Source organism: Acinetobacter sp. FDAARGOS_558, from assembly GCF_003937785.1.
GTDB lineage: Bacteria > Pseudomonadota > Gammaproteobacteria > Pseudomonadales > Moraxellaceae > Acinetobacter > Acinetobacter baumannii.
In genome coordinates this window covers 2321945-2347685 of record NZ_RKJH01000001.1, presented here as the reverse complement: position 1 = coordinate 2347685, position 25741 = coordinate 2321945, and the positions used below count along the sequence as shown (strand labels likewise).

Here is a 25741-nt window from a genome sequence, read left to right as displayed (position 1 = left end):
CCATGAGTTCAGAGTCTCAATCAGCCTCTCAAACAGAACAAACCAATGAAAAGGCTTATGATTCCTCTAGTATTAAAGTATTACGTGGATTAGATGCAGTTCGTAAACGTCCGGGTATGTATATTGGGGATACAGACGACGGTACCGGTTTACACCATATGGTGTTTGAGGTTGTCGATAATGCAATCGACGAAGCTTTAGCTGGCCACTGTGATGAAATTATTGTCACGATTCACGAAGATGAATCGGTCAGTGTTTCAGATAATGGCCGCGGTATTCCAACCGATATTCACCCTGAAGAAGGGGTTTCTGCTGCAGAAGTAATTTTAACGATTCTGCACGCAGGCGGTAAGTTTGACGATAATAGCTATAAAGTTTCAGGTGGCTTACACGGCGTAGGTGTTTCTGTTGTTAACGCACTTTCAAGTAAATTGCATTTAACGATTTACCGTGCTGGTCAAATCCATGAGCAAGAATATCATCATGGTGATCCGCAATATCCATTGCGTGTGATTGGTGAAACGGATAATACCGGAACAACTGTACGTTTTTGGCCAAGTGCAGAAACATTCAGTCAAACCATTTTTAATGTTGAAATTCTAGCACGCCGTTTACGTGAGCTTTCTTTCTTGAATGCTGGTGTACGTATCGTTTTACGTGATGAACGTATTAACCTTGAGCATGTGTATGACTATGAAGGCGGTTTATCTGAGTTTGTAAAATACATCAACGAAGGTAAAAACCATCTCAACGAAATCTTCCATTTCACAGCTGATGCTGACAACGGTATTGCTGTAGAAGTTGCATTGCAATGGAACGATAGTTACCAAGAAAATGTTCGCTGTTTCACAAACAACATTCCACAAAAAGATGGTGGTACGCACTTAGCAGGTTTCCGCGCAGCTTTAACACGTGGCTTAAACCAGTATCTTGAAAATGAAAATATTCTCAAGAAAGAAAAAGTGAATGTGACTGGTGATGATGCGCGTGAAGGTTTAACAGCGATTATTTCTGTTAAGGTTCCTGATCCAAAATTCTCGTCTCAGACAAAAGAAAAATTGGTATCAAGTGAGGTAAAACCAGCGGTAGAGCAAGCAATGAACAAAGAGTTCTCTGCTTACTTACTTGAGAATCCACAAGCTGCAAAATCAATTGCAGGCAAGATTATTGATGCTGCACGCGCACGTGATGCTGCACGTAAAGCACGTGAAATGACACGCCGTAAGAGTGCATTAGATATTGCAGGTTTGCCTGGTAAATTGGCTGACTGTCAGGAAAAAGACCCAGCGCTTTCTGAATTGTATCTTGTCGAGGGTGACTCTGCGGGTGGTAGTGCCAAACAAGGCCGTAACCGTAAAATGCAGGCTATTCTACCTTTAAAAGGTAAGATCCTGAACGTTGAGCGTGCGCGCTTTGACAAAATGATCTCTAGTCAGGAAGTGGGTACATTAATTACAGCACTTGGCTGTGGTATTGGCCGTGAAGAATATAACCCTGACAAGCTCCGTTATCATAAAATTATTATTATGACCGATGCCGATGTCGATGGTTCGCACATCCGTACATTGTTATTAACATTCTTCTTCCGTCAAATGCCGGAGTTGGTGGAACGTGGTCATATTTATATTGCACAGCCACCTTTGTATAAGCTCAAAAAAGGTAAGCAAGAGCAATATATTAAAGATAATGACGCATTAGAAACTTACTTGATTTCAAATGCGATTGATGAGCTTGCTTTACATATTAGTGCTGATGCGCCTGCAATTACAGGTGAAGCGCTGGCAAAAGTAATTCAAGACTATCAAGTTTCACAAAAGAGCTTACAACGCTTAACGTTACGTTATCCAGCAAGCTTACTGGATGCATTGCTCGAAGTCGACGCATTTAAAGCAGATCAAAACCATGATCAAGCTTATGTACAACAATGGGCAGATCAAGTACGTGAAGCTGTAGAGAAGTTGCAACCAAGCTTACGTCCGGAAATTACGCTTGAAACATTTGAACGTGAGAATGCTCAAGGCGAGAAATCTGCGCATTACTGGCCGCGTGTAACCGTATATGTTCATAACTTGCCACATGCTTACTTACTTGACGCAGGTTTATTGAATTCTGCGGAATATGCTCGTTTATTGAAGAACTCGAAGAGTTGGTTCAAGTTAATTGAAGATGGCGCATACTTACAAAAAGGTGATCGTCGTATTCAAGTCGCTAATTTCCATCAGGTATGGCAGCACATTCTGCAAGATTCACGCCGTGGAATGATGATCCAGCGCTATAAAGGTCTGGGCGAGATGAATGCTGAGCAGCTTTGGGAAACCACAATGGACCCTGAAAACCGTAATATGTTACAGGTGACTATTGATGATGCAATTGAAGCTGATCGCATGTTCTCATGCTTAATGGGCGATGATGTTGAACCACGTCGTGCCTTTATTGAAGAAAATGCATTAAATGCGGATATTGATGCTTAATTGATAGCAAGATTCTAAATCAGTCTAGGGAGAGAAGATGATGAGTCAAAAAATTCTAGCAAGTGTGCTGATTTCATGTGCGGCTTTAGTGAGTCATTCTGTATTTGCAGCAGACTTGGAAGCCGACATGAAAACTTTAGCGAAGAGCACTAAAGCCTTTGCTGAAGCAAAAGATATCGATAACGCTAAACAGCAGCTTGTGATTATGCGTCAAGCAGCATTATCTTCAAAATTATCTTTACCTCATAAGTTGGAAGGTTTACCCCCTGAAAATGTACAGGTAAAAGAGTACCAAGCGGGTTTAGATCAGTTGGTTGCTGAAATTGATCGGGTTACGGTTTTTGTTGATAAGGGACAATTGGACCAAGCCAAAACTGAAGCAATTAATCTGGTAAATATTCGTAATGAAAACCACAAAAAGTTTAGATAAAGTTACTTTAATCTAAATCAAATAAAGGGAATGTTTGATTCATTCCCTTTATTTTTGGCTATATAAATTTATTTAACCAAACTTATTAATTTTCTACAAAATCTGTAACTTGAATGAGTGCATGGCCAAATAGGTAGCCAGCCGTTAAAAGGATGCAGATCCACAAAATAGCTCCTGCCACATTGTAAATCAAAAATTTTCCATAGCTCATATTGCTTGAGCCGGCAGCGAGGGGTGCAAAAGAACGTGCGAAAGGTATAAAACGTGCTAAAAGAATAGTTTTACCACCATGTTGCAAGAAATAGCGGTTCGTTTTATTCAAATATTCTTTTTTAATAAAACGTGATTTTGCTTCAAAAATACGGTTTCCAAAATGGCGGCCAATAGAATAATTGACGATATAACCTAATGTTGCTGCAACGGTGAGCAGAGTAATCATATAACCAAGATGCATCAGTTCAACCACCGAGCACAGTGCACCTACAGTTAAAAGTAAGCTATCTCCAGGTAAAAAGAACATAAACACAAAAGCGGTTTCAGAAAAAATAATCAAAAAGAGTATGGCATAAACCCATGCACCATACTCCTGAATCAAAATAGGTAAAAATTGTTCAAAATTAGTAATAAAATCAATAAAATTCATTCAGTTTGTCTGATCCCGAATTAAATACCTACTCAAGAAGGGTAAAAACGAAGTTACAGAATTTAGTTAAATTATCTGTGTATGGCAACCCTTAAGATGTAGCTTAAGTTTTATATGTTATCAAATTTGAATCTATCTCAAAAATTTAACAGCTGAATGAAACTTTATTAGAGATCGTTCATATTTTTATAAGCTAATAAAAAATAAAAGCCAGTACAGATACTTAAATATACGAATACTGGCCAAGATATTTAGTTTTCAAATGAGGCTTCCATTTCCTCAAGTTCCATCATGAGTTCTAAGAGTTGCTCTTCATATTGTTCAAGCTTAGCTTTGAGTTCGGTTTGCTCATTCATCAGTTTAAGCAAATCGTCCTTACGATTAGCTTCATATAGTGAAGTATCTGCTAAAGCTTCTTCGATTTGAGCAAGACGTGGCTGAAGCTTTTCAATTTGAGATTCAACCTTTTCAATATTTTTACGGATTGGTCGAGTTTGTTCACGACGGCGAGCTGCTTCTTTACGCTGTGCTTCTTTATCGACTTTAGCGGGAGCTGGAGCGGCAGAAGATGAATTATTTTGTGCTACAGCAGTCTGAGCATTGATTTGTTGCTGGCGTGCTTCACGTAGCCATTTAGCATAATCCTGCAAATCACCTTCAAACTCGGTACATTTGCCACCGTGTACTAAAAGAAGCTCATCACATACACTTGCAATAAGTTGACGTTCGTGAGAAACCAGAACAACTGCACCCTCAAAATCTTGTAAGGCCATACTAAGCGCATGACGCATATCAAGGTCTAAGTGGTTCGTTGGTTCATCCAGAATTAAAACATTTGGGCGCTGCCATACAATGAGTGCTAAGGCCAAACGAGCGCGCTCACCCCCAGAGAAGCTTTCACATGGAGTATCCATGCGTTCGCCACTAAAGCCAAAACTACCTAAAAAAGAACGTAATGTTGCTTCACTAATTTGTTTATCGGCTATCCGAGCGAGTTGAAGCATTGGGCTGGCTTGACCATCTAAAGCGTCCATTTGGTGCTGTGCAAAGTAACCAATGTTAAGTAGCTCGGAAGCTTTACGTTCACCTGCCAGTAATGGTAAATCACCCACCAAGCTTTTAATCAATGTTGATTTACCCGCACCATTCATACCAAGTAGGCCAATACGGGAGTTTGGCGTAATTTGAAGTTTAATTTTTTCAGCAATTTTTTTATCGCCATAACCTATGCTCGCATTTTCTAAGGTCAGCAACGGTGAACTCATTTTGGTAGGTTCACGGAAACTAAAAGTAAACGGTGTATCTACATGAGCAGGTGCAAGTTGTTGCATGCGTTCAAGTTGCTTAATACGGCTTTGTGCCTGACGAGCTTTAGTGGCTTTAGCCTTAAAGCGATCAATGAACTTTTGTAAATGAGCACGGGCTTCTTGCTGTTTTTCAAAAGCTTGTTGTTGTTGTGCTAAACGTTCACTTCGAGTGGTCTCAAATGTGGAGTAGTTACCCGTGTAAAGAGTAAGTTCCTGATTCTCAATATGAAGAATATGGTCTGTAATTGCATCTAAGAAATCTCGGTCATGCGAGATTAAAATGAGGGTGCCCTCATAAGCTTTGAGCCAATCTTCTAACCATAAAATTGCATCCAAATCTAAGTGGTTAGTTGGCTCATCCAATAAGAGTAAGTCAGAACGACTCATCAATGTACGCGCCAAATTTAGACGCATACGCCATCCACCAGAAAAACTAGCAACGTTTAAACGTAATTGATGTTCTAGAAACCCTAAGCCAGCCATCAGCTGAGCTGCTTTAGATGGCGCAGAATAACCATGAATTTCATCAAAACGGCCATGTAATTTAGCCAAATCCGAGTCTGTTAATTGTTCTGGTTGAGCAAGTTTATTTTGAATATCCCAATATTCTTCATCACCAGAAAGGACAAAGTCGATAGCAGGCATGTCTAGGGCTTTAACTTCTTGCGCCATATGGGCCACAGTCCATACAGAAGGACGAGTAAGCGAGCCTTCATCTGCTCCTAAGCTACCGAGTAATGCTGCAAATAGTGTTGATTTACCTGCACCATTGACCCCAGTCAGACCAATCTTCCAACCTGGGTGTAATTGCATAGACGCTTTTTGAAATAGAACACGTCCACCGCGGCGTAAAGAAACTTGGTCAAATTGAATCATCTTGTCTTATCGTGGTGAGTTAGGGATGCTGTATTTTAAAGAGAACTGATCATGAAGACAAAGCTTTCGGAGTTTTAGTTTATAAATACTGAGATTGCATGGTTTCACTGATCCCGATTAAAGCTATTCGTCTGAAAATATCCAAATTTTGAGCAAGATAGGCCACATTTAGAAAAATATGGCTAAAATAAAAACAATTTAAAACTTGGTTGATAAATGAGCTACTAACTAATAAAACCAGACTAAGGAAAGTCAAATGAAAAAAAGATTGGGGATAGTAAGTGCAGTCATTTGCTGTGCTATGGGGACAACACACGCGGGGCAAAACGTATGTGTATTCGATTTATTGGGTAAATCAGGTGAATCCTACAAAATGATGGAAGAATGGGCACTTGCGGCAAAAAGTTGGCAAGCGGACATTACATTAATTCCATTTCAAGATGAAGCTCTAGTAGATCGTAGGCTGCGTGAGGGTAAATGCGATGCAGCTTATATGACTTCAATGCGAGCACGAAACTACAATAAATTTGCAGGCTCGATTGATGCAATTGGGGGAGTGACAAGTAATGCTATTGCTCAAAAGGCGATTAGTTATGTTTTGGATCAACGTAATAAACATCGCATGCTAACCACACAAAATGGAACAAACTATGAGGTGGTTGGAATTGTCCAGATTGGACTAGCATACTTATTTGTAAGAGATAGAAACCTCAACTCAATTGAGAAAGTACGTGGGACTAAGTTTGCCATTTTGCAATATGACGCAGCCCAGAAAATTATGGTTGAAAGTGTAGGTGCCCAGCCTATTCCTTCTGAGATTACCGATTTTGTGAAAAAGCTTAATAGTGGCCAAGTCGAGGCAATTGCTGCACCTGCTTATGCTTATAAACCTTTAGAAATTGGTAAGGGGATTGGAGCAAATGGAGCTATGTTTACTTTTCCTGTGGTGAACGTCACAGGGGATTTAATTGCAAGAAGTGATAAGTTTCCGGCCAATTTTGGAATGAAGTCTCGTGAATGGTTTATTAAACAGTTGCCACAGAACTTCGCAATGGTAAAACGGTTAGAAACCGGGATTCCTCCTAAAATTAAATTAAATTTTTCAGCCGAAGATAAGTTGAAATATCAGAAAATATTACGTGAAGGTCGCCTTGGCTTAACAAAACAAGGTGTATATGACGCGACAATGATGAGTGTACTCAAGCGTGCACGATGCACCATTGAACGGACAAATTTTGAATGTACGCTGACTGGAGAGTAGTTTGTTTTTTAATCACAAAAACCCTACAGATATTTCAAAGCTGAATATGGGTATGAAAATTGTGAATATAAAAAATAACTTACGGAAAATTAGCGATTTTTCATTTTAATAAATAATTTAAATCGAACAAACAATGGTTCAATGAGATAAAAATATTTGAGTAAAAGCTCTATTTTTTTCTAAAAAACATGATTAATATCTGTGTTTGAAAGGAAACTTCAAACAAAAAATCTGTTCCGTGGAAGGATGAAGAAAATGAAAAAAATCGTACTTGCTATGGCTGCCGCTTCTGTTGTTGGTTTTTCTGCTTCAGCGCAAGCAGCGAGTACCGTGTGTGTATTCGACCTCTTAGGAAAAGCAGGCGACTCATATAAAATGATGGAAGAATGGGCTCTAGCTGCAAAAGGCTGGGGTACTGAAATTAACTTAGTTCCTCGTCAGGACGAGGCTGTTGCAGATAATGATTTTAAAGCTGGTAAATGTGATGCCGTAGCAATGACAGCTATGCGTGCTCGCCAATATAACAAATTTGCCGGATCAATCGACTCGCTTGGTGGCGTTCCTAATAACCAAATTGCACAACGTGCTATTACTTATGTATTAGATGCACGTAATGCTGCAAAAATGACAACTAACCTTGGCGGTAAAAAATACGAAGTTGCTGGTATCTCTCCGTTAGGTTCAGCGTTCATTTTTGTACGTGATAAAAACATCAACTCAGTTGAAAAAGCTGCTGGTAAAAAATTCGCCGTGTTAGGTTATGACGATGCACAAAAAATTATGGTGCAGCGCGTAGGTGCTCAGGCAGTTCTTTCTGATATTTCAAACTTTGCTGCTAAATTTAATAATGGTCAGGTAGATATGGTAGGTGCGCCTGCTTATGCTTACAAACCATTAGAATTGAACAAAGGTTTGGGTGCAAACGGTGTAATGTGGAACTTCCCAGTATTACATGTAACGGCTGATTTAGTATTGCGTGCTGATAAATTCCCAGCAGGCTTTGGTCAAAAGTCTCGTGATTGGTTCGTAAAACAATTACCAAAAAGCTTTGCAATGATTAACCGTTTAGAAGCACAAATTCCAGGTAAATATAAAATGAACCTAAGTGCTGAAGACAAACTGAAATATCAAAAAATGTTACGTGATGGCCGTATGGATTTAACTAAACGCGGTATTTACGATGCAGGTATGATGTCTGTATTGAAAAAAGCACGTTGTTCTGTAGACAAAGCTAACTTTGAATGTTCAATGCCTGGTGAATAATTCATGTTGAACTTAAAAGCCTAGATTTATTCTAGGCTTTTTTGCTTTCTATAGGCTGTCAATTCAGCCATTGTGATTCATTAAAAAGACGCTAATCTAAATTGAGGATAAAACTTCATCTGGATATATGAAGATATTAGAAAATAGAACAAGGAAGTGAGTCATTAAAAGAGCTAAGGGAATTTAACTCGTTATTTTTTATTGAGCTCGGATAAACAGAATTGATCATAAAAATATCTAAATTGTGAATCTTAGATGAAATTATCTCATGAGAATCATGCCAACCAGCGTGAAATTTCTTGATGCCAAAAACAAAAAATTTACAAGGAAAGGAAAAGAATATGCGATTTTCCAAAACGCTTTTACTTGCGATGGGACTCACAACAATTTCATTTGCAGCCGAGGCCAAACAAACCATATGTGTTTTTGATTTTGTTGGTAAAAATGGCGATGTCTATGCACTCATGAAGGACTATCAGCTTGCAGCGAAAAACTGGGGAGCTGATATCGAACTAAAAGTAAACCAGAATGAAGCAGTGATTGCTGAAGACTTTAAAGCGGGCAAATGTGATGGTATTAGTGTATCAGGCATGCGTGGACGTCAATTCAACTCATTTACGGGATCATTAGATGCAATTGGTGCGATTCCAGATCTCAAACTTGCTGTTAAAGTCATGCAAGGTTTAGCAAGCCAAACCTTTAGTAAATATATGGTCAATGGCCGCTATGAGGTAGTAGGTGTTATTCCGGTAGGAGATGCTTACCTTTTAGTAAACGACCGTAGTATTAATACTGTAGCAAAAGCTGCGGGTAAAAAAATCGCCGTATTAGACTACGATGAAGCACAAAAAATCATGGTTCAGCAGGTGGGTGCTCAGGCAGTGAGTGCAGATGTGACTAACTTCGGGGCCAAATTTAACAATCATCAGGTCGATATTATTGGTGCGCCAGCAGCAGCGTTTAAACCTTTAGAGTTGCAAAAAGGCTTAGGTACAAAAGGGGCAATTGTAAACTATCCAATTTTACAGGTGACCGGAAATATTATTATTCGTCCAGACAAATTCCCAGCTGGTTTTGGTCAGAAATCTAGAGAGTGGGTGGCTGGTCAGTTACCGCGTGCTTTTACTATCTTGGGTAAAATGAAAGCGGATATTCCGCAAAAATATTGGATGGAAGTACCAGCTGCCGATAAACCGGGTTATCAAAAGCTCATGCGTGAATCACGAATTAATCTTACACAACGCGGTGTTTATGATAAACGGATGATGAAATTACTATGGCAATTCCGTTGTAAGCAAGACGCGAAAAACTTTGAATGTGGCTTACAAGATGAGAATTACAAATAATCTTGATAAAAATACTCAAGATTCGCTTTAAACTTCGAAGACAGACCCTATATTGATTATGCTATACTCAATATAGGGTCTTTTTTATTTTGAAAGGCACAGCAAAATCCGAGGAACAATCATCATGAATGCCCAAGCTCTAGTTTTGACAGATAATGCTGCCAATAAGGTACGCCAACTCCGTGATAGTGAAGGGAATGACGATCTCATGTTACGTGTATATGTAACCGGAGGCGGGTGTTCAGGGTTTTCATACGGCTTCAATTTCGCCGAAAGCGTAAATGAAGATGATGCTGAATTTGTAAATGGCGATGTAAAGATGCTGGTTGACTCGCTCAGCTATCAATATTTAGTTGGCTCAGTGGTTGATTATGTTGAAGGCCTTGAAGGTTCACGCTTTATTGTGCAGAACCCGAATGCGACAACAACCTGTGGTTGTGGTTCTTCATTCTCAATTTAAAAAGAATTTTAAATAAAAAACCTCTCATTATAGAGAGGTTTTTTATTTATAAGATTATGCTTGATCATGTATAGATTCTAAAAAGCATTGTACGAGTTCAGGTGCATTTTGATAAGGAATCCAATGAGAGGCATCCATAAAAATAGCCTTATAATTATTTTTAAAATAACCTGAATTTAACTTGGCACTTTTTTCTGTTACTGCAATATCATGCTTACCCCAAATAAAAAGAGTGGGAACGTCTATTGCTTTAAAAGGATTTTCAGGCTTTTCCCAAAAAAAGCCACGATACCAGTTTAATGCCGTAGTTAGCCTATTTTCTTTTATAAATTCAGTTTCGAATATTTCAATTTGCTGTTCGGTCATGCCAGATGATTTAAGAAATTTTCTTGCTACTTTAGGCATTTTCTTAAATAAAAGTTCGGGCAAAATAGGAAGCTGAAAAACTGCAAAATAATAAGATTTTAGTAGTTGATTGCTACTTAAGCAGGCTTTTAAAAAAGCAGCTTGATGGGGTACGGAAACTAAAGTGAGATGTTGAATATACTGTGGATACTTCATAGCTACACTAGACGCAATTACAGAACCCCAATCGTGCCCAATTAAATAAACTGGTTGACCAAGTCCCTTAATAAAAACTGCGACATCTTCAGTTAGTTCACTTAAAGCGTAATGAAAGCGGCTTTGTGGTCTAGCATTTAGACTATGACCACGTTGATGGAGCGCAAATGTTCTAAATTGATGCTGATGTAATAATTCCGAAGTCTGCTCCCAACTATGGGCAGTTTCTGGAAAGCCATGCAATAAAACCACGAGAGGGCCATCTATAGGGCCTGAATCAATGACATCGAATGTCCAAGCCCCACGTGTGTATTGATGAATACGTTTGGTCAGATCCATAAGAACATGCCTTACTTATTTTTGTTGGCATTTATCATGAATTTTTATGACCAATTTAATAACAGCATTTCGGGTCAGGAAATGTGTTATGAGGTCGAATCAGTCCAATTAAATCGAATAAGTAGTTTTATACCGCCGTGATCGTGCCTAAGATTCTAAAATCTGACGCTCCGGTTACCGCAGGTAAATTACCACTTAAACCATTCACAAAACGCATTGCTAACCATGCAAATGCTGTAGCCTCAACCCAAGTAGGGGAGAGCCCTAAAACATCAGTGGTTTGAACTGACCAATTGTGCTTACGTAAGCGCCAACGTAATTGTTCTAACAAATAAGAGTTATACGCTCCACCTCCACATACATAAACTTCACCTGTTTCCATATTAGAACGATAGATCGCTTTTTGAATGGCACGTACAGTAAGTTTCAATAAGGTAGCTTGAATATTTTCAGGTGTATCTTCTAACTCATCATAAGTTAAATCATTACGCCAATCGATTAACTGATCATCTAACCAGTCAATATTGAAATCTTCACGTCCCGTACTTTTAGGAGGTTCTTTAGAAAAATACTCATGAGCATAAAGACGGTCGAGTAAAGAGCGAATAGGATGACCATAAGCCGCCCAGTCACCATTTTCATCATATGGATGACCTGTATGGCGATGGCACCATGCATCCATCAAAATATTGGCAGGTCCAGTATCAAAACCAAAAACGCCGTCCGGATTGTTAGCTGGCAACATGCTCACATTGGCAATGCCGCCCAAATTCAAAATCACCCGATGAATGCTTGGATGTTGAAATAATGCCTGATGAAATGCAGGCACTAATGGAGCGCCTTGACCACCTGCTGCCATATCTCTACGACGGAAATCTGAAACAACCGGAATTTGAGTGATCTCAGTAATAATGTTTGGATCGCCAATTTGTAGCGTAAAACCATGCTCTGGACGATGACGAATAGTTTGTCCATGCGACCCAATCGCTTTAATTTGACTACGATCTAATTGGTGCTTTTCAATGAGAGAATTAATCCCGTGACCAATCATTTTGGCTAGAGCAACATCAGCTTTACCCATGCGGTCAATTTCATTGTCATCGGGTAAAGTTAATGCCATAAGCTCATCACGTAACTCGGGTTCGAATGGAACTGTAAGTGTGGCATGAAGCTGTAGTGGCTCAAATGAAGCCGCAACAATATCCACACCATCCATACTAGTGCCAGTCATTACGCCGATATAGATTGCGCTCATATGCAACTTCCCCTGCAAGACGCTGAAAAAATGTTAGTATATCGCACAAATTGAATAACTGATGTGTTTAGGTTTTGTGATGTCAAATTTCTTGCCCGCCGAAGAACAGCTTGCCCTCATCCAACGAGGCACGCACGAAATTATTTCAGAAGAAGATTTACTGAAAAAGCTTAAAGAGAATCGTCCTCTTAAAATTAAAGCTGGTTTTGACCCTACAGCTCCAGATTTACATTTAGGACATACGGTTCTTATTAACAAACTAAAAACGTTTCAAGATTTGGGTCATGAAGTTACTTTCTTGATTGGCGACTATACAGCCATGATTGGTGATCCAACAGGCAAAAGTGCAACTCGTCCGCCGTTATCACGCGAACAAGTTGAAGCTAACGCTAAAACTTATCAAGAACAAGTTTTCAAAATCTTAGATCCGAATAAAACAAAAGTACGTTTTAACTCAGAGTGGTTTAACCAAAAGTCTGCTGCGGATCTTATTCAGTTGGCAAGCCAGCAAACAGTATCACGTATGTTAGAGCGTGATGACTTCACTAAGCGTTATAACAATCATCAGCCAATTGCAATTCATGAGTTCTTATATCCTTTAGTTCAAGGCTATGACTCTATCGCACTTGAAGCAGACGTTGAGTTAGGTGGTACAGACCAAACCTTTAACTTACTTATGGGCCGTACATTACAAAGCCGTTATGGCCAAGAATCACAAGTATGTATCACTGTACCAATTCTAGAAGGTTTAGATGGCGTAAATAAAATGTCTAAATCTTTAGGTAACTATATTGGTGTTTTTGATGCGCCAGGTGCAATGTACCAAAAAGTATTATCAATGCCTGACTCTTTAATCGAACGTTATTTCGATTTATTAAGTTTTAAATCTCTAGATGAGATCAAAGCTTTATTAGATGAAATCGCGGCTGGTCGTAATCCACAAGAAGTAAAACGTATTCTTGCACTCGAGTTGGTTGAACGCTTCCATGATGCTGAAGCTGCTGCCAATGCTCATAAGAGTGCTGGTAACCGTATTACAGAAGGTGAGGTGCCGGCAGATACTCCTGAAGTAACTATTTCACGTGGTGAGTTTGGTGGTGAAATCTTTATTGCCACGATTCTTCGCGTAGCAGGATTAAATCCAAATGCAGCAGCTGCAAAAGATGCTGTTGCACGCGGTGCAGTAAAAGTAGACTGGAATGTAGTAGATGCAAGTTTCTCTGTAAAAGAAAACGGGACTTTTATTATTCAGTCTGGGAAAAAAGCAATTGCACGTGTAACTTTCACTGACTAAAAGTTATGTAGTGATAGAAAAGCAGGAGTAATCCTGCTTTTTTTATTTCAGAACTATAAAACCAATTAAGCGTTCCACGTGGAACCATCTAAGTATTATTAAGAATAAAATAAATTAAAAAATAAGAAGAAATATAAAGTGAGGGTAGAGTATTTGCTCTAATATTTCTTTGGATTCTTTGGATTCTTTGGATTCTTTGGAATAAAAAAGCTTATAGAGGAATAAAAACCATATAAAAGACTCCCTAACTCCAAAATGATTATATAGCTAAAGATAAAAACCAATAAAAAATAGCAAAAATGCCTAAAAAAAAGCCATATATATCACTTTTTTCGCAAAATAGTAGAAAAAAACGGCACTCAAGTGAAAAAGGGATAAATACCCCTTGCAAAGGGAATGAGATGGTCTATAATGCACATCCATCGGCGGTGATGCAGATAGAAACTTGTTGAAAAACAGTTACTTGTGATTAGATTGATTGCTTTAAGTGATGAATTTGATGGTAAGTTGGTTTGGAGAATAAGTTTTAAAAATATCGAAATTACCTGTTGACTTTTAAGAGATTAAGAGTAATATAGCCGACCTAGCTTGCTGGTGACGAACTAGTAAGAAGATCATTAAGAGAATTGAAGAACAACTTGTGTGGATTTTTACTGATTGATTAATCGAAATAATTTTCATTGATTGATTGGTTTAAATTACTCGAAGTTTATTTGAGCGAAATTTAAGTCAGTAATTGATGAGCCAGAATTGGCACCTTGTCTATAAATAAGGTGCAAAATGATTTTAACTGAAGAGTTTGATCATGGCTCAGATTGAACGCTGGCGGCAGGCTTAACACATGCAAGTCGAGCGGGGGAAGGTAGCTTGCTACTGGACCTAGCGGCGGACGGGTGAGTAATGCTTAGGAATCTGCCTATTAGTGGGGGACAACATCTCGAAAGGGATGCTAATACCGCATACGTCCTACGGGAGAAAGCAGGGGATCTTCGGACCTTGCGCTAATAGATGAGCCTAAGTCGGATTAGCTAGTTGGTGGGGTAAAGGCCTACCAAGGCGACGATCTGTAGCGGGTCTGAGAGGATGATCCGCCACACTGGGACTGAGACACGGCCCAGACTCCTACGGGAGGCAGCAGTGGGGAATATTGGACAATGGGGGAACCCTGATCCAGCCATGCCGCGTGTGTGAAGAAGGCCTTATGGTTGTAAAGCACTTTAAGCGAGGAGGAGGCTACTTTAGTTAATACCTAGAGATAGTGGACGTTACTCGCAGAATAAGCACCGGCTAACTCTGTGCCAGCAGCCGCGGTAATACAGAGGGTGCGAGCGTTAATCGGATTTACTGGGCGTAAAGCGTGCGTAGGCGGCTTATTAAGTCGGATGTGAAATCCCCGAGCTTAACTTGGGAATTGCATTCGATACTGGTGAGCTAGAGTATGGGAGAGGATGGTAGAATTCCAGGTGTAGCGGTGAAATGCGTAGAGATCTGGAGGAATACCGATGGCGAAGGCAGCCATCTGGCCTAATACTGACGCTGAGGTACGAAAGCATGGGGAGCAAACAGGATTAGATACCCTGGTAGTCCATGCCGTAAACGATGTCTACTAGCCGTTGGGGCCTTTGAGGCTTTAGTGGCGCAGCTAACGCGATAAGTAGACCGCCTGGGGAGTACGGTCGCAAGACTAAAACTCAAATGAATTGACGGGGGCCCGCACAAGCGGTGGAGCATGTGGTTTAATTCGATGCAACGCGAAGAACCTTACCTGGCCTTGACATACTAGAAACTTTCCAGAGATGGATTGGTGCCTTCGGGAATCTAGATACAGGTGCTGCATGGCTGTCGTCAGCTCGTGTCGTGAGATGTTGGGTTAAGTCCCGCAACGAGCGCAACCCTTTTCCTTACTTGCCAGCATTTCGGATGGGAACTTTAAGGATACTGCCAGTGACAAACTGGAGGAAGGCGGGGACGACGTCAAGTCATCATGGCCCTTACGGCCAGGGCTACACACGTGCTACAATGGTCGGTACAAAGGGTTGCTACACAGCGATGTGATGCTAATCTCAAAAAGCCGATCGTAGTCCGGATTGGAGTCTGCAACTCGACTCCATGAAGTCGGAATCGCTAGTAATCGCGGATCAGAATGCCGCGGTGAATACGTTCCCGGGCCTTGTACACACCGCCCGTCACACCATGGGAGTTTGTTGCACCAGAAGTAGCTAGCCTAACTGCAAAGAGGGCGGTTACCACGGTGTGGCCGATGACTGGGGTGAAGTCGTAACAAGGTAGCCGTAGGGGAACCTGCGGCTGGATCACCTCCTTAACGAAAGATTGACGATTGGTAAGAATCCACAACAAGTTGTTCTTCATAGATGTATCTGAGGGTCTGTAGCTCAGTTGGTTAGAGCACACGCTTGATAAGCGTGGGGTCACAAGTTCAAGTCTTGTCAGACCCACCATGACTTTGACTGGTTGAAGTTATAGATAAAAGATACATGATTGATGATGTAAGCTGGGGACTTAGCTTAGTTGGTAGAGCGCCTGCTTTGCACGCAGGAGGTCAGGAGTTCGACTCTCCTAGTCTCCACCAGAACTTAAGATAAGTTCGGATTACAGAAATTAGTAAATAAAGATTGAGATCTTGGTTTATTAACTTCTGTGATTTCATTATCACGGTAATTAGTGTGATCTGACGAAGACACATTAACTCATTAACAGATTGGCAAATTGAGTCTGAAATAAATTGTTCACTCAAGAGTTTAGGTTAAGCAATTAATCTAGATGAATTGAGAACTAGCAAATTAACTGAATCAAGCGTTTTGGTATGTGAATTTAGATTGAAGCTGTACGGTGCTTAAGTGCACAGTGCTCTAAACTGAAATGTTGAAGTTACTAACTTGTAGGTAACATCGACTGTTTGGGGTTGTATAGTCAAGTAATTAAGTGCATGTGGTGGATGCCTTGGCAGTCAGAGGCGATGAAAGACGTGATAGCCTGCGAAAAGCTCCGGGGAGGCGGCAAATATCCTTTGATCCGGAGATGTCTGAATGGGGGAACCCACCTACTTTAAGGTAGGTATTGCAACATGAATACATAGTGTTGCAAGGCGAACGAGGGGAAGTGAAACATCTCAGTACCCTTAGGAAAAGAAATCAATTGAGATTCCCTCAGTAGCGGCGAGCGAACGGGGATCAGCCCATTAAGTTATGTGTGTTTTAGTGGAACGCTCTGGGAAGTGCGAACGTAGAGGGTGATATTCCCGTACACGAAAGGGCACACATAATGATGACGAGTAGGGCGAGGCACGTGAAACCTTGTCTGAATATGGGGGACCATCCTCCAAGGCTAAATACTCCTGACTGACCGATAGTGAACCAGTACCGTGAGGGAAAGGCGAAAAGAACCCCTGTGAGGGGAGTGAAATAGATCCTGAAACCGCATGCATACAAGCAGTGGGAGCACCTTCGTGGTGTGACTGCGTACCTTTTGTATAATGGGTCAGCGACTTATATTCAGTAGCGAGGTTAACCGTATAGGGGAGCCGTAGAGAAATCGAGTCTTAATAGGGCGTTTAGTTGCTGGGTATAGACCCGAAACCAGGCGATCTATCCATGAGCAGGTTGAAGGTTGGGTAACACTAACTGGAGGACCGAACCCACTGTCGTTGAAAAGCCAGGGGATGACTTGTGGATAGGGGTGAAAGGCTAATCAAGCCTGGTGATAGCTGGTTCTCCCCGAAAGCTATTTAGGTAGCGCCTCGGACGAATACCATAGGGGTAGAGCACTGTTTCGGCTAGGGGGTCATCCCGACTTACCAAACCGATGCAAACTCCGAATACCTATGAGTACTATCCGGGAGACAGACTGCGGGTGCTAACGTCCGTAGTCAAGAGGAAAACAATCCAGACCGCCAGCTAAGGCCCCAAAATCATAGTTAAGTGGGAAACGATGTGGGAAGGCATAGACAGCTAGGAGGTTGGCTTAGAAGCAGCCACCCTTTAAAGAAAGCGTAATAGCTCACTAGTCGAGTCGGCCTGCGCGGAAGATGTAACGGGGCTAAAACTATGTGCCGAAGCTGCGGATGTATACTTTGTATACGTGGTAGGGGAGCGTTCTGTAAGCCGATGAAGGTGTGTTGAGAAGCATGCTGGAGGTATCAGAAGTGCGAATGCTGACGTGAGTAACGACAAAACGGGTGAAAAACCCGTTCGCCGAAAGACCAAGGGTTCCAGTCCAACGTTAATCGGGGCTGGGTGAGTCGACCCCTAAGGCGAGGCCGAAAGGCGTAGTCGATGGGAAAATGGTTAATATTCCATTACTTCTGTGTAATGCGATGAGAGGACGGAGAAGGCTAAATCAGCCTGGCGTTGGTTGTCCAGGTGAAAGGATGTAGGCATGTATCTTAGGCAAATCCGGGGTACTCTATGCTGAGATCTGATAGCAAGCTGTACTTGTACAGCGAAGTGGTTGATGCCATGCTTCCAGGAAAAGTCTCTAAGCTTCAGTTACACAGGAATCGTACCCGAAACCGACACAGGTGGTCAGGTCGAGTAGACCAAGGCGCTTGAGAGAACTCTGCTGAAGGAACTAGGCAAAATGGTACCGTAACTTCGGGAGAAGGTACGCTGTTGTTGGTGATGGAACTCGCTTCCTGAGCTGACGACAGCCGCAGAAACCAGGCCGCTGCAACTGTTTATTAAAACATAGCACTCTGCAAACACGAAAGTGGACGTATAGGGTGTGATGCCTGCCCGGTGCTGGAAGGTTAATTGATGGGGTTAGCGTAAGCGAAGCTCTTGATCGAAGCCCCAGTAAACGGCGGCCGTAACTATAACGGTCCTAAGGTAGCGAAATTCCTTGTCGGGTAAGTTCCGACCTGCACGAATGGCATAATGATGGCGGCGCTGTCTCCAGCAGAGGCTCAGTGAAATCGAAATCGCTGTGAAGATGCAGTGTACCCGCGGCTAGACGGAAAGACCCCGTGAACCTTTACTGCAGCTTGACACTGAACTTTGACCTTACTTGTGTAGGATAGGTGGGAGGCTTTGAAGCTGGAACGCTAGTTCCAGTGGAGCCGTCCTTGAAATACCACCCTGGTAATGTTGAGGTTCTAACTCTGTCCCGTGATCCGGGACGAGGACCGTGTCTGGTGGGTAGTTTGACTGGGGCGGTCTCCTCCTAAAGAGTAACGGAGGAGTACGAAGGTGCGCTCAGCGTGGTCGGAAATCACGCGTAGAGTATAAAGGCAAAAGCGCGCTTAACTGCGAGACCCACAAGTCGAGCAGGTACGAAAGTAGGTCTTAGTGATCCGGTGGTTCTGTATGGAAGGGCCATCGCTCAACGGATAAAAGGTACTCTGGGGATAACAGGCTGATACCGCCCAAGAGTTCATATCGACGGCGGTGTTTGGCACCTCGATGTCGGCTCATCTCATCCTGGGGCTGAAGCAGGTCCCAAGGGTATGGCTGTTCGCCATTTAAAGAGGTACGCGAGCTGGGTTTAGAACGTCGTGAGACAGTTCGGTCCCTATCTACCGTGGGCGCTGGAAATTTGAGAGGATCTGCTCCTAGTACGAGAGGACCAGAGTGGACGAACCTCTGGTGTACCGGTTGTGACGCCAGTCGCATCGCCGGGTAGCTATGTTCGGAAGGGATAACCGCTGAAAGCATCTAAGCGGGAAGCCTACCTCAAGATAAGATTTCCCTAGGACTTTATGTCCTCTAAAGAGCCGTTCGAGACTAGGACGTTGATAGGTTGGATGTGGAAGCATAGTGATATGTGAAGCTGACCAATACTAATTGCTCGTGAGGCTTGACTATACAACACCCAAGCAGTTGTATATGAAGCATCAATCGATTCTTAAATATGCAAGACAACTTGATTTAGTTATACCTCTAGCTAAAATGAACAAATAAAGTAAGATTCAATTCAGCCCAGTCTGTTACAGATTTGGAAAACGCTTCGGCATTAAATAAGACCCAAGCAAGTATCCATAAACAGTTGTGCTGGCGACCATAGCAAGAGTGAACCACCTGATCCCTTCCCGAACTCAGAAGTGAAACCTCTTAGCGCTGATGGTAGTGTGGGATTACCCATGTGAGAGTAAGTCATCGCCAGCTCATTATTCTAAACACCCCAAGCTCAAAAGAGGTTGGGGTGTTTTTTTATATGGGAAATCAAAATATTATGGAAGGGTTGGGTTATAAACAATAAGAAAATTATATATTTAAATAAGCAGAATAAGGGGTAAGTACCTATGATAATCTATGGTGATGTAGATTCAGGTAATTGTTATAAAATCAAATTGTTACTATCCCTATTAAATATAAATCATAGATGGATTCATGTTGATATTTTAAATAAATATACTCAAACAGCAGAGTTTCTATCTTTAAATCCTAATGGGAAAATACCTGTCTTAGTTTTAGATGATGGACGGGTTCTAAGTGAGTCTAACGCTATTCTAGCTACTTGGCTGAGGGAACGGAATTGATTCCTGCAGATCCTTATATGAAGGCAAAAATGTATCAATGGATGTTCTTTGAACAATATAGCCATGAACCATTTATTGCAGTTGCTCGTTTTATTAATAAATATCTAGGATTACCGCCAGAAAGAATAGAGGAATATCATAAATTACAACCAAAAGGCCATAAAGCTTTAGTAGGGCACGACTATCTTGTTGGAAATAAATTTACAATTGCTGATATTGCTTTATATGCATACACGCATGTAGCTGAGGAAGGCGGCTTCGATTTAAAGTTATACCCAAATATTCAAGAATGGTGTCAACGAATTCAAAAATATCCAAAATATGTGAGTATGGTTGAATAAAAAAGAACTCTTATAGAGTTCTTTTTTATATGGGGAAGATCAAAATCCTGTTTTAATTTAGAAATGTGCTTCTAAGCCCACATAAGGCCCTTTAAATTCAAATTTAAGGTCATTGTTATCGTAATCATCTAAATCGATATTGAGGATACGATAACCAGCTGTTAAGCCTAAATCGATTAATAAATTATCGGCAAACTTATACTTTGCTTCTACTAACGCATCTGTAATTTTTGCATCATCAAAGTTTGTATATGTTGCTTCACCTTTAGCGCTTAACCCTGTAAATGGAAGTTTTACTTCACCTGATAAATAAGCAATTGGATATGTCTTATCAATATCTACACGTTTACCGGTATAGGCAGTAATATCTCCATTTAGTACAGTTGCACCAAGACCTGCATCTACACTGACAATATTATCTAGTAACTCATAGTAGAGAATAAAATCACTATGATCTAAATCAACGTTATAGTTAGCTTGACCCAAAGTTTCTGATTTAGTTTGAGTATTTAAATTAACATAACGAATTTTTGCATTTGGAATAAATGGGATTGGGTGCTCAAAAGCTAATGAAAGTTGAGCACTACCTTTTCGGTCTAGATCTTGATCTTCAGGAGATTGTGAAGACATATTAGCTTTGCCGTCATAAAACCAGTAGCCAACGTCTCCTTTTACGCCTATAAAATCTGCTTGTGCGAATCCGCTAAGACCCATCCCGAGTACTAAAAAAGACAGTTTTAATATTTTCATCATCAATCCTAAAAAGAAAATCTTTGAACGCATGATATAGATATCTTTGCAGTTATGCATTGATGAAAAATGGTGAATATAAAGCTTCTATATCTTCAATTTTTAATATTCTTTTATTTAATTAATTTTAATATAAAAATTAATAACTTATAGTGAGTTGAGTTTTGGAGGTTTTAGTATAAATTTTGTGTAAGGGATCGATAATACTTTGATATTTTACTCATCTATAAATTAGTTGATATATCTACTTTATGAATGGGAATAAAATTTTAATGGTAGAAAATATCATTGAATGTAAGAAGGTAATAATATGCTTTAAAACAGGAATATTAGCTAAAAAATAACCAATCTAGATAAGAATCTCTAAAAAAACGTAAATTTTCAGACGGAAATTACAGTAAAAAGAAATAAAAACAGGTATTGTTCAGCTATATAGGGGCAAAAAATGGACAAAAATCTTTAAGGAAGAATTTTCTATTTTTGCTTGTTTGTTAAGGGAATAAAAATACTCAAAAGGTGCATTTTATTTTCTACAAACACAAAAGTATTTTTTGGTTCTTTTTTTGCATGCGGAATAACAATCAACAATAGCAGTAAAAATAAGTAATCTTTTAACATTAGGTGTTCTATGACAGATACTCGTGAAAACTGGACGTCACGATCTGGTTTTATTATTGCAGCCGTTGGTTCGGCTGTAGGCTTAGGTAATATTTGGCGCTTTCCGTACGTTGCGTATGAAAATGGCGGTGGTGCGTTTCTTATTCCCTATCTATTAGCACTCATTACTGCTGGTTTACCGTTATTATTTTTAGATTATGCGGTAGGCCATCGTAGTACTGGTTCACCTCCTAAGGCATATCGTGCCTTATTTAAAGGTGGTGAAACATTAGGGTGGTGGCAGGTTTGTGTCTGTATCATCATTGGTTTGTACTATGCAAGTGTACTTACATGGGCTGGTAGCTATGTTTACTTCTCTATTGGCCAAATGTGGGGAAGTGATCCGGAAGGTTTCTTCTTTAATACCTATTTACAGACCACAAAAGCAACCGGCTTTGATTTACAGTTTGTAGGTCATTTATTCTGGCCGATTGTTGGGATTTGGGCACTTACTCTCATCATTCTTTATGGTGGTGTGAAAAAAGGTGTGGAATTATCAAATAAGATTTTCATGCCTTTATTATTCATTCTCTTCACTATTTTAGTTATTCAATCGTTACGTTTACCAGGTGCGGTACAAGGTTTAAATGCATTCTTTACACCGAACTGGTCTGCAATGATGGATTATAAAGTTTGGTTAGCTGCCTATGGCCATACTTTCTTTTCACTCTCAGTTGGTTTCGGGATCATGGTGACCTATGCATCCTACTTAAAACCAAAAACGAATTTAACTGGTTCTGGTTTAATCGTTGGTTTTGCAAATGCATCAACAGAGATTTTAGCGGGTATTGGTATCTTCGCAGCGCTTGGCTTTATGGCACATGCCGCAGGTACTGAAGTTAAGGATGTTGTGAGTGGCGGTATCGGACTCGCATTTATTGCTTTCCCTAAAATTATTTCAAGTTTAGGTTCTGGTGCTGATCTATTCGGTCTTTTGTTCTTCTCTTCATTATTTGTTGCTGGTATTTCTTCAATGGTCAGTATTTTGGAAGTGCCTATTGCAGCAATGCAAGATAAGTTAAAGTGGGGACGTAAGAAAGCGGTAACGATTATTGGTGGTGGTAGTGCACTGGTTTCAATTATTTTATTCTCAAGTGTAAACGCAATTAAGCTCGTTGATATTGTTGATCACTTTATTAATAACATTGGGATTATTGGTGGGGCTTTATTATCAATTATTAGCGTAGCTTGGTTTAAACGTTCAGCACTTAAAGAGCTTCGCGACCATGTAAACCGTATCTCAACCATTCAATTGGGTAAAGGCTGGGACTTCACTTTAACAGTCATTACCTCTTTAATCTTATTAACAACACTCTGTATGACTGTTTTTAATTTGATCAAAAATGGCTATGATACTTATAGTATGAGCTTACAAGGTGTCTTCGGCTGGGGCAGTGTGATTTTCTGTGCAGTCGTTGCTATCGTGTTAAGTAAAATGAAAGATCGCTAGGAGGATAAAATAATGAATACTTCGGCAATCGTGATGTTAATAATTTCGATGGTATTTGTATGGGGTGGATTAGCATTATCCATCTTACATTTAACAAAGCATCCTGAAGAGTTAGATGAAGTTTTAGAAGAAGTAAAAGATCAGCATACACTTTGATATTCTGATCTAGTCAAAAAGCAGGCATAACGCCTGCTTTTTTTATGCAATTTTTTGAATTTTACAATAATAAAATCCATCACCAGATTGTGCTTCTGGCAACAGTTGTCTGCCATGAACTTGTTCAATTCCCCAATCTGCCTCGATTTTCACTTCTTTTGCATCAGCATGTTCTGTGAAGAAGTTAATCATCTGCTGTTCGTTTTCAGATTTTAAAATTGAGCAGGTGATATAAAGCAATGTACCGCCAACTTTGAGTTGCTGCCACATGTGCTCTAAGATCTGCTTTTGTAGCTCAATGGTTTGGGCTATATCACTAGATTGGCGCAATAGGCGTATGTCAGGATGACGTCGAATCACACCTGTCGCAGAACAAGGAGCATCAAGTACGATACAATCTACAGGTTGAACAGGATTCCACTTGGTTGCATCGGCTGCCAAAATTTCCGTGTGGCTTTGATCGAGTGCTAAGCGATTTAAGTTTTCAGTCACGCGGACTAAACGGCTTGGGTCCTGATCAATGGCGATGAGCTGTGCTGGTTTAAACTTTTCAAGCAAATGAGCCGTTTTACCCCCTGGGGCAGCACAAGCATCAATAACCGTTTTATTGTTTAAATCAGGCAACAAGGTGGCACATAGCTGTGCATGTTCATCTTGTACAGAGAACCAGCCTTGTTCAAAACCCGGTAACTGAGTGATTTGTACAGATTGCTCAAGGACAATACCAGCTTCGGAAAACAAACACACACGTGCCTGAATGTCTAAACTTTGTAGTTTTGCTAAATAAGCATCTCGACCAATATGACGCTGGTTCACCCGTAAAGTTAAAGGTGCGGCTTGCTTTAACGATTGGCAGAGAGCTTCTGTTTGTTCTTCCCAATCCTTTTTTAACCGTTTAAAAAGCCAACTTGGTAAGCCATGTGCTTGCTGTAAACCTTGCTGAAAGTCATCAGTTTCACGAGTTGCTCGACGCAAAATTGCATTAACAATACCACTGAGTGCAGGGAAACCAAGTTGTTTAGTCGCATCGACTGTTTCCGAGATGGCAGCGTGCGCTGCAATACGCGTGCATAAAACTTGATAAAGGCCAACGTATAGGCAGGTTTCTACTGTCTCATTGTTTAAAGGTTTGCTGAGTAAAGGCAGGCTAATTGACTTAAGTGCGAACCATTGGCGCAATGTACCTAAAACAAGTTCATGAAATAGTGCACGATCACGCTCTGCTACTTGATTCAGCTGTGTATTTAAAATACTAGCGAGCGATTGACCTTGCTGAACTTTTAGCAAGGTCTGGACGACTTGAGCGCGCAGGTTAAAACGTGATGAATTTGAAGTAGCCTGACTCATGGCAGAATCTGTCCTACGTGAAGTTTTTGAGTTTGTGCAATTTGTTGAGCATTTAATGCTTTACCACCCGGCCACTGCACACTCGTTAAACAAATAAATGTATTTTCACCGCAAGCAACATGTACGCCCTGTTTATCGATTGCAATAATTTCACCAGCTTTAGCATCTGCTTTATTTTGATTAGAAATTGTTGAATACCAAACACGCAGCGCATTATTTTCATCAAGTTGAATAAAGGCAACAGGCCATGGGTTGAATGCACGGATATTGCGGTCAACTTGAACTGCATTCATAGACCAATCAATACGAGCTTCTGATTTCACGAGTTTATGCGCATAGACTGTTAAGCTTTCGTCTTGAACTTCGCGTTCTGCTAAATATTTTTGTAGAGTTTCTTCTGACTCAAGTACCGCACAAATTGCTGTTGCACCTTGAGCTGCAAGTTTGTCATGCAACGTCGCTGATGTATCTTCGGAAGTGATTGGACAATAGGTTTTATACATCATATCGCCTGTATCTAAACCCGCCGCCATTTGCATGATGGTGATACCAGTTTCGTCGTCACCTGTTGCAATTGCACGCTGAATCGGTGCTGCACCGCGCCAGCGTGGTAATAATGAGCCATGAATATTTAAACAGCCATATTTAGGTGTATCGAGCACAGCTTGTGGAAGAATTAAGCCATATGCTGCAACTACCATGACATCAGCGCCTAAAGCAGCAAGTTCTTGTTGAGCTGCCAAGCCTTCTTCAGTTGAAGCTTTGAAGTGAAGCGGTTGATAAACAGGAATATTATGTTCCAGCGCAAGCTGTTTTACAGGAGACGGTGTTAGTTTTTGTCCACGACCTGCTTTACGGTCTGGTTGAGTATAAACCGCGATAATTTCATGGGAAGTTTTTAGTAGAGCCGCCAATGCTGTTGCAGCAAATTCGGGGGTGCCAGCAAAAATAATTTTCACAAATGCAATCCAAAAAAAGTTTAACGCTAGTATACGTGAAAAACGATTGAAGCCCTAAATCGAGGTACAAAGGAGAGCTAAA

General features: G+C 40.7%; 16 protein-coding genes, 2 tRNA genes, 3 rRNA genes and 1 pseudogene. 15 read left to right on the top strand and 7 right to left on the bottom strand.

What is annotated here, in order from left to right; genetic code table 11:
* Positions 1-2 precede the first annotated feature (2 nt).
* Together gyrB and cybC are read left to right on the top strand one after the other, a co-directional pair.
* The gene (gyrB, locus tag EGT34_RS11305; RefSeq protein WP_000093726.1) at positions 3-2471 is read left to right on the top strand and encodes a DNA topoisomerase (ATP-hydrolyzing) subunit B; all 2469 of its coding nucleotides are present in this window, start codon (positions 3-5) and stop codon (positions 2469-2471) included.
* Between the two features lie 37 nt (positions 2472-2508).
* Positions 2509-2901: a cytochrome b562 gene (gene cybC / locus EGT34_RS11300; RefSeq protein ID WP_000987638.1), complete on the top strand. Its 393-nt coding sequence runs from the start codon at positions 2509-2511 to the stop codon at positions 2899-2901.
* An 85-nt stretch (positions 2902-2986) separates the two neighbouring features.
* Here the strand turns inward: cybC and EGT34_RS11295 are convergent, their stop codons facing one another.
* Positions 2987-3544: a VTT domain-containing protein gene (locus EGT34_RS11295; RefSeq protein WP_001009202.1), complete on the bottom strand. Its 558-nt coding sequence runs from the start codon at positions 3542-3544 to the stop codon at positions 2987-2989.
* Positions 3545-3795: 251 nt separating this feature from the next.
* The gene (locus EGT34_RS11290; RefSeq protein WP_000613987.1) at positions 3796-5727 is read right to left on the bottom strand and encodes an ATP-binding cassette domain-containing protein; all 1932 of its coding nucleotides are present in this window, start codon (positions 5725-5727) and stop codon (positions 3796-3798) included.
* Positions 5728-5983: 256 nt separating this feature from the next.
* Between EGT34_RS11290 and EGT34_RS11285 the strand changes: the two genes are divergently transcribed.
* From EGT34_RS11285 to erpA, 4 genes are all read left to right on the top strand, one after another.
* Complete coding sequence (locus tag EGT34_RS11285; protein ID WP_024437376.1) at positions 5984-6988, top strand: putative solute-binding protein; 1005 nt, start codon at positions 5984-5986, stop codon at positions 6986-6988.
* Between the two features lie 255 nt (positions 6989-7243).
* The gene (locus EGT34_RS11280; RefSeq protein WP_000724999.1) at positions 7244-8251 is read left to right on the top strand and encodes a putative solute-binding protein; all 1008 of its coding nucleotides are present in this window, start codon (positions 7244-7246) and stop codon (positions 8249-8251) included.
* Positions 8252-8592: 341 nt separating this feature from the next.
* On the top strand, positions 8593-9597 hold the full coding sequence (locus tag EGT34_RS11275) for a putative solute-binding protein (protein WP_001212536.1): 1005 nt from the start codon (positions 8593-8595) through the stop codon (positions 9595-9597).
* A 124-nt stretch (positions 9598-9721) separates the two neighbouring features.
* Positions 9722-10057 (top strand): iron-sulfur cluster insertion protein ErpA, encoded by a 336-nt coding sequence (gene erpA / locus EGT34_RS11270; protein ID WP_000993572.1) that lies wholly within the window; start codon positions 9722-9724, stop codon positions 10055-10057.
* A gap of 54 nt (positions 10058-10111) precedes the next feature.
* On the opposite strand, the gene EGT34_RS11265 is transcribed toward erpA, so the two are convergent.
* Positions 10112-10957: an alpha/beta fold hydrolase gene (locus EGT34_RS11265; RefSeq protein WP_000366400.1), complete on the bottom strand. Its 846-nt coding sequence runs from the start codon at positions 10955-10957 to the stop codon at positions 10112-10114.
* A 127-nt stretch (positions 10958-11084) separates the two neighbouring features.
* Positions 11085-12212: an anhydro-N-acetylmuramic acid kinase gene (locus tag EGT34_RS11260; protein WP_001274589.1), complete on the bottom strand. Its 1128-nt coding sequence runs from the start codon at positions 12210-12212 to the stop codon at positions 11085-11087.
* 61 nt (positions 12213-12273) lie between these two features.
* On the opposite strand from EGT34_RS11260, the gene tyrS reads away from it, so the two are divergent.
* From tyrS to EGT34_RS11220, 7 genes and pseudogenes are all read left to right on the top strand, one after another.
* Positions 12274-13506: a tyrosine--tRNA ligase gene (gene tyrS, locus EGT34_RS11255; protein ID WP_000335558.1), complete on the top strand. Its 1233-nt coding sequence runs from the start codon at positions 12274-12276 to the stop codon at positions 13504-13506.
* Positions 13507-14293: 787 nt separating this feature from the next.
* Positions 14294-15829 (top strand): 16S ribosomal RNA (locus EGT34_RS11245).
* Between the two features lie 59 nt (positions 15830-15888).
* Positions 15889-15965 (top strand) — tRNA-Ile (locus tag EGT34_RS11240).
* Between the two features lie 55 nt (positions 15966-16020).
* A tRNA-Ala gene (locus EGT34_RS11235) sits at positions 16021-16096 on the top strand.
* A gap of 339 nt (positions 16097-16435) precedes the next feature.
* Positions 16436-19325 (top strand): 23S ribosomal RNA (locus EGT34_RS11230).
* 185 nt (positions 19326-19510) lie between these two features.
* Positions 19511-19625, top strand: a 5S ribosomal RNA gene (rrf, locus tag EGT34_RS11225).
* Together the 16S, 23S and 5S rRNA genes with 2 tRNA genes alongside form the textbook arrangement of a ribosomal RNA operon.
* Before the next feature lie 137 nt (positions 19626-19762).
* Positions 19763-20340 (top strand): annotated as a pseudogene (locus EGT34_RS11220) (glutathione S-transferase family protein).
* A 57-nt stretch (positions 20341-20397) separates the two neighbouring features.
* Here the strand turns inward: EGT34_RS11220 and EGT34_RS11215 are convergent.
* A complete protein-coding gene (locus EGT34_RS11215; RefSeq protein WP_000698069.1) occupies positions 20398-21090 on the bottom strand; it encodes a TIGR04219 family outer membrane beta-barrel protein in 693 nt (230 codons plus the stop codon).
* A gap of 628 nt (positions 21091-21718) precedes the next feature.
* Here EGT34_RS11215 and EGT34_RS11210 point away from each other — a divergent pair.
* Both EGT34_RS11210 and EGT34_RS11205 read left to right on the top strand, forming a co-directional pair.
* On the top strand, positions 21719-23197 hold the full coding sequence (locus EGT34_RS11210) for a sodium-dependent transporter (protein ID WP_000132725.1): 1479 nt from the start codon (positions 21719-21721) through the stop codon (positions 23195-23197).
* A 12-nt stretch (positions 23198-23209) separates the two neighbouring features.
* Entirely contained in the window at positions 23210-23353 is a 144-nt protein-coding gene (locus tag EGT34_RS11205; RefSeq protein ID WP_001097630.1) for a methionine/alanine import family NSS transporter small subunit, read from the top strand.
* A gap of 42 nt (positions 23354-23395) precedes the next feature.
* Here the strand turns inward: EGT34_RS11205 and rsmB are convergent, their stop codons facing one another.
* Both rsmB and fmt read right to left on the bottom strand, forming a co-directional pair.
* Positions 23396-24700 carry a 16S rRNA (cytosine(967)-C(5))-methyltransferase RsmB gene (gene rsmB / locus EGT34_RS11200; protein WP_000076006.1) on the bottom strand — a complete coding sequence of 435 codons (1305 nt, stop codon included), beginning with the start codon at positions 24698-24700 and terminating at the stop codon, positions 23396-23398.
* Positions 24697-25659, bottom strand: a complete 963-nt coding sequence (gene fmt / locus EGT34_RS11195) for a methionyl-tRNA formyltransferase (RefSeq protein WP_000691201.1) — start codon at positions 25657-25659, stop codon at positions 24697-24699. The genes rsmB and fmt overlap by 4 nt, the downstream gene beginning before the upstream one ends.
* Positions 25660-25741: the final 82 nt, after the last annotated feature.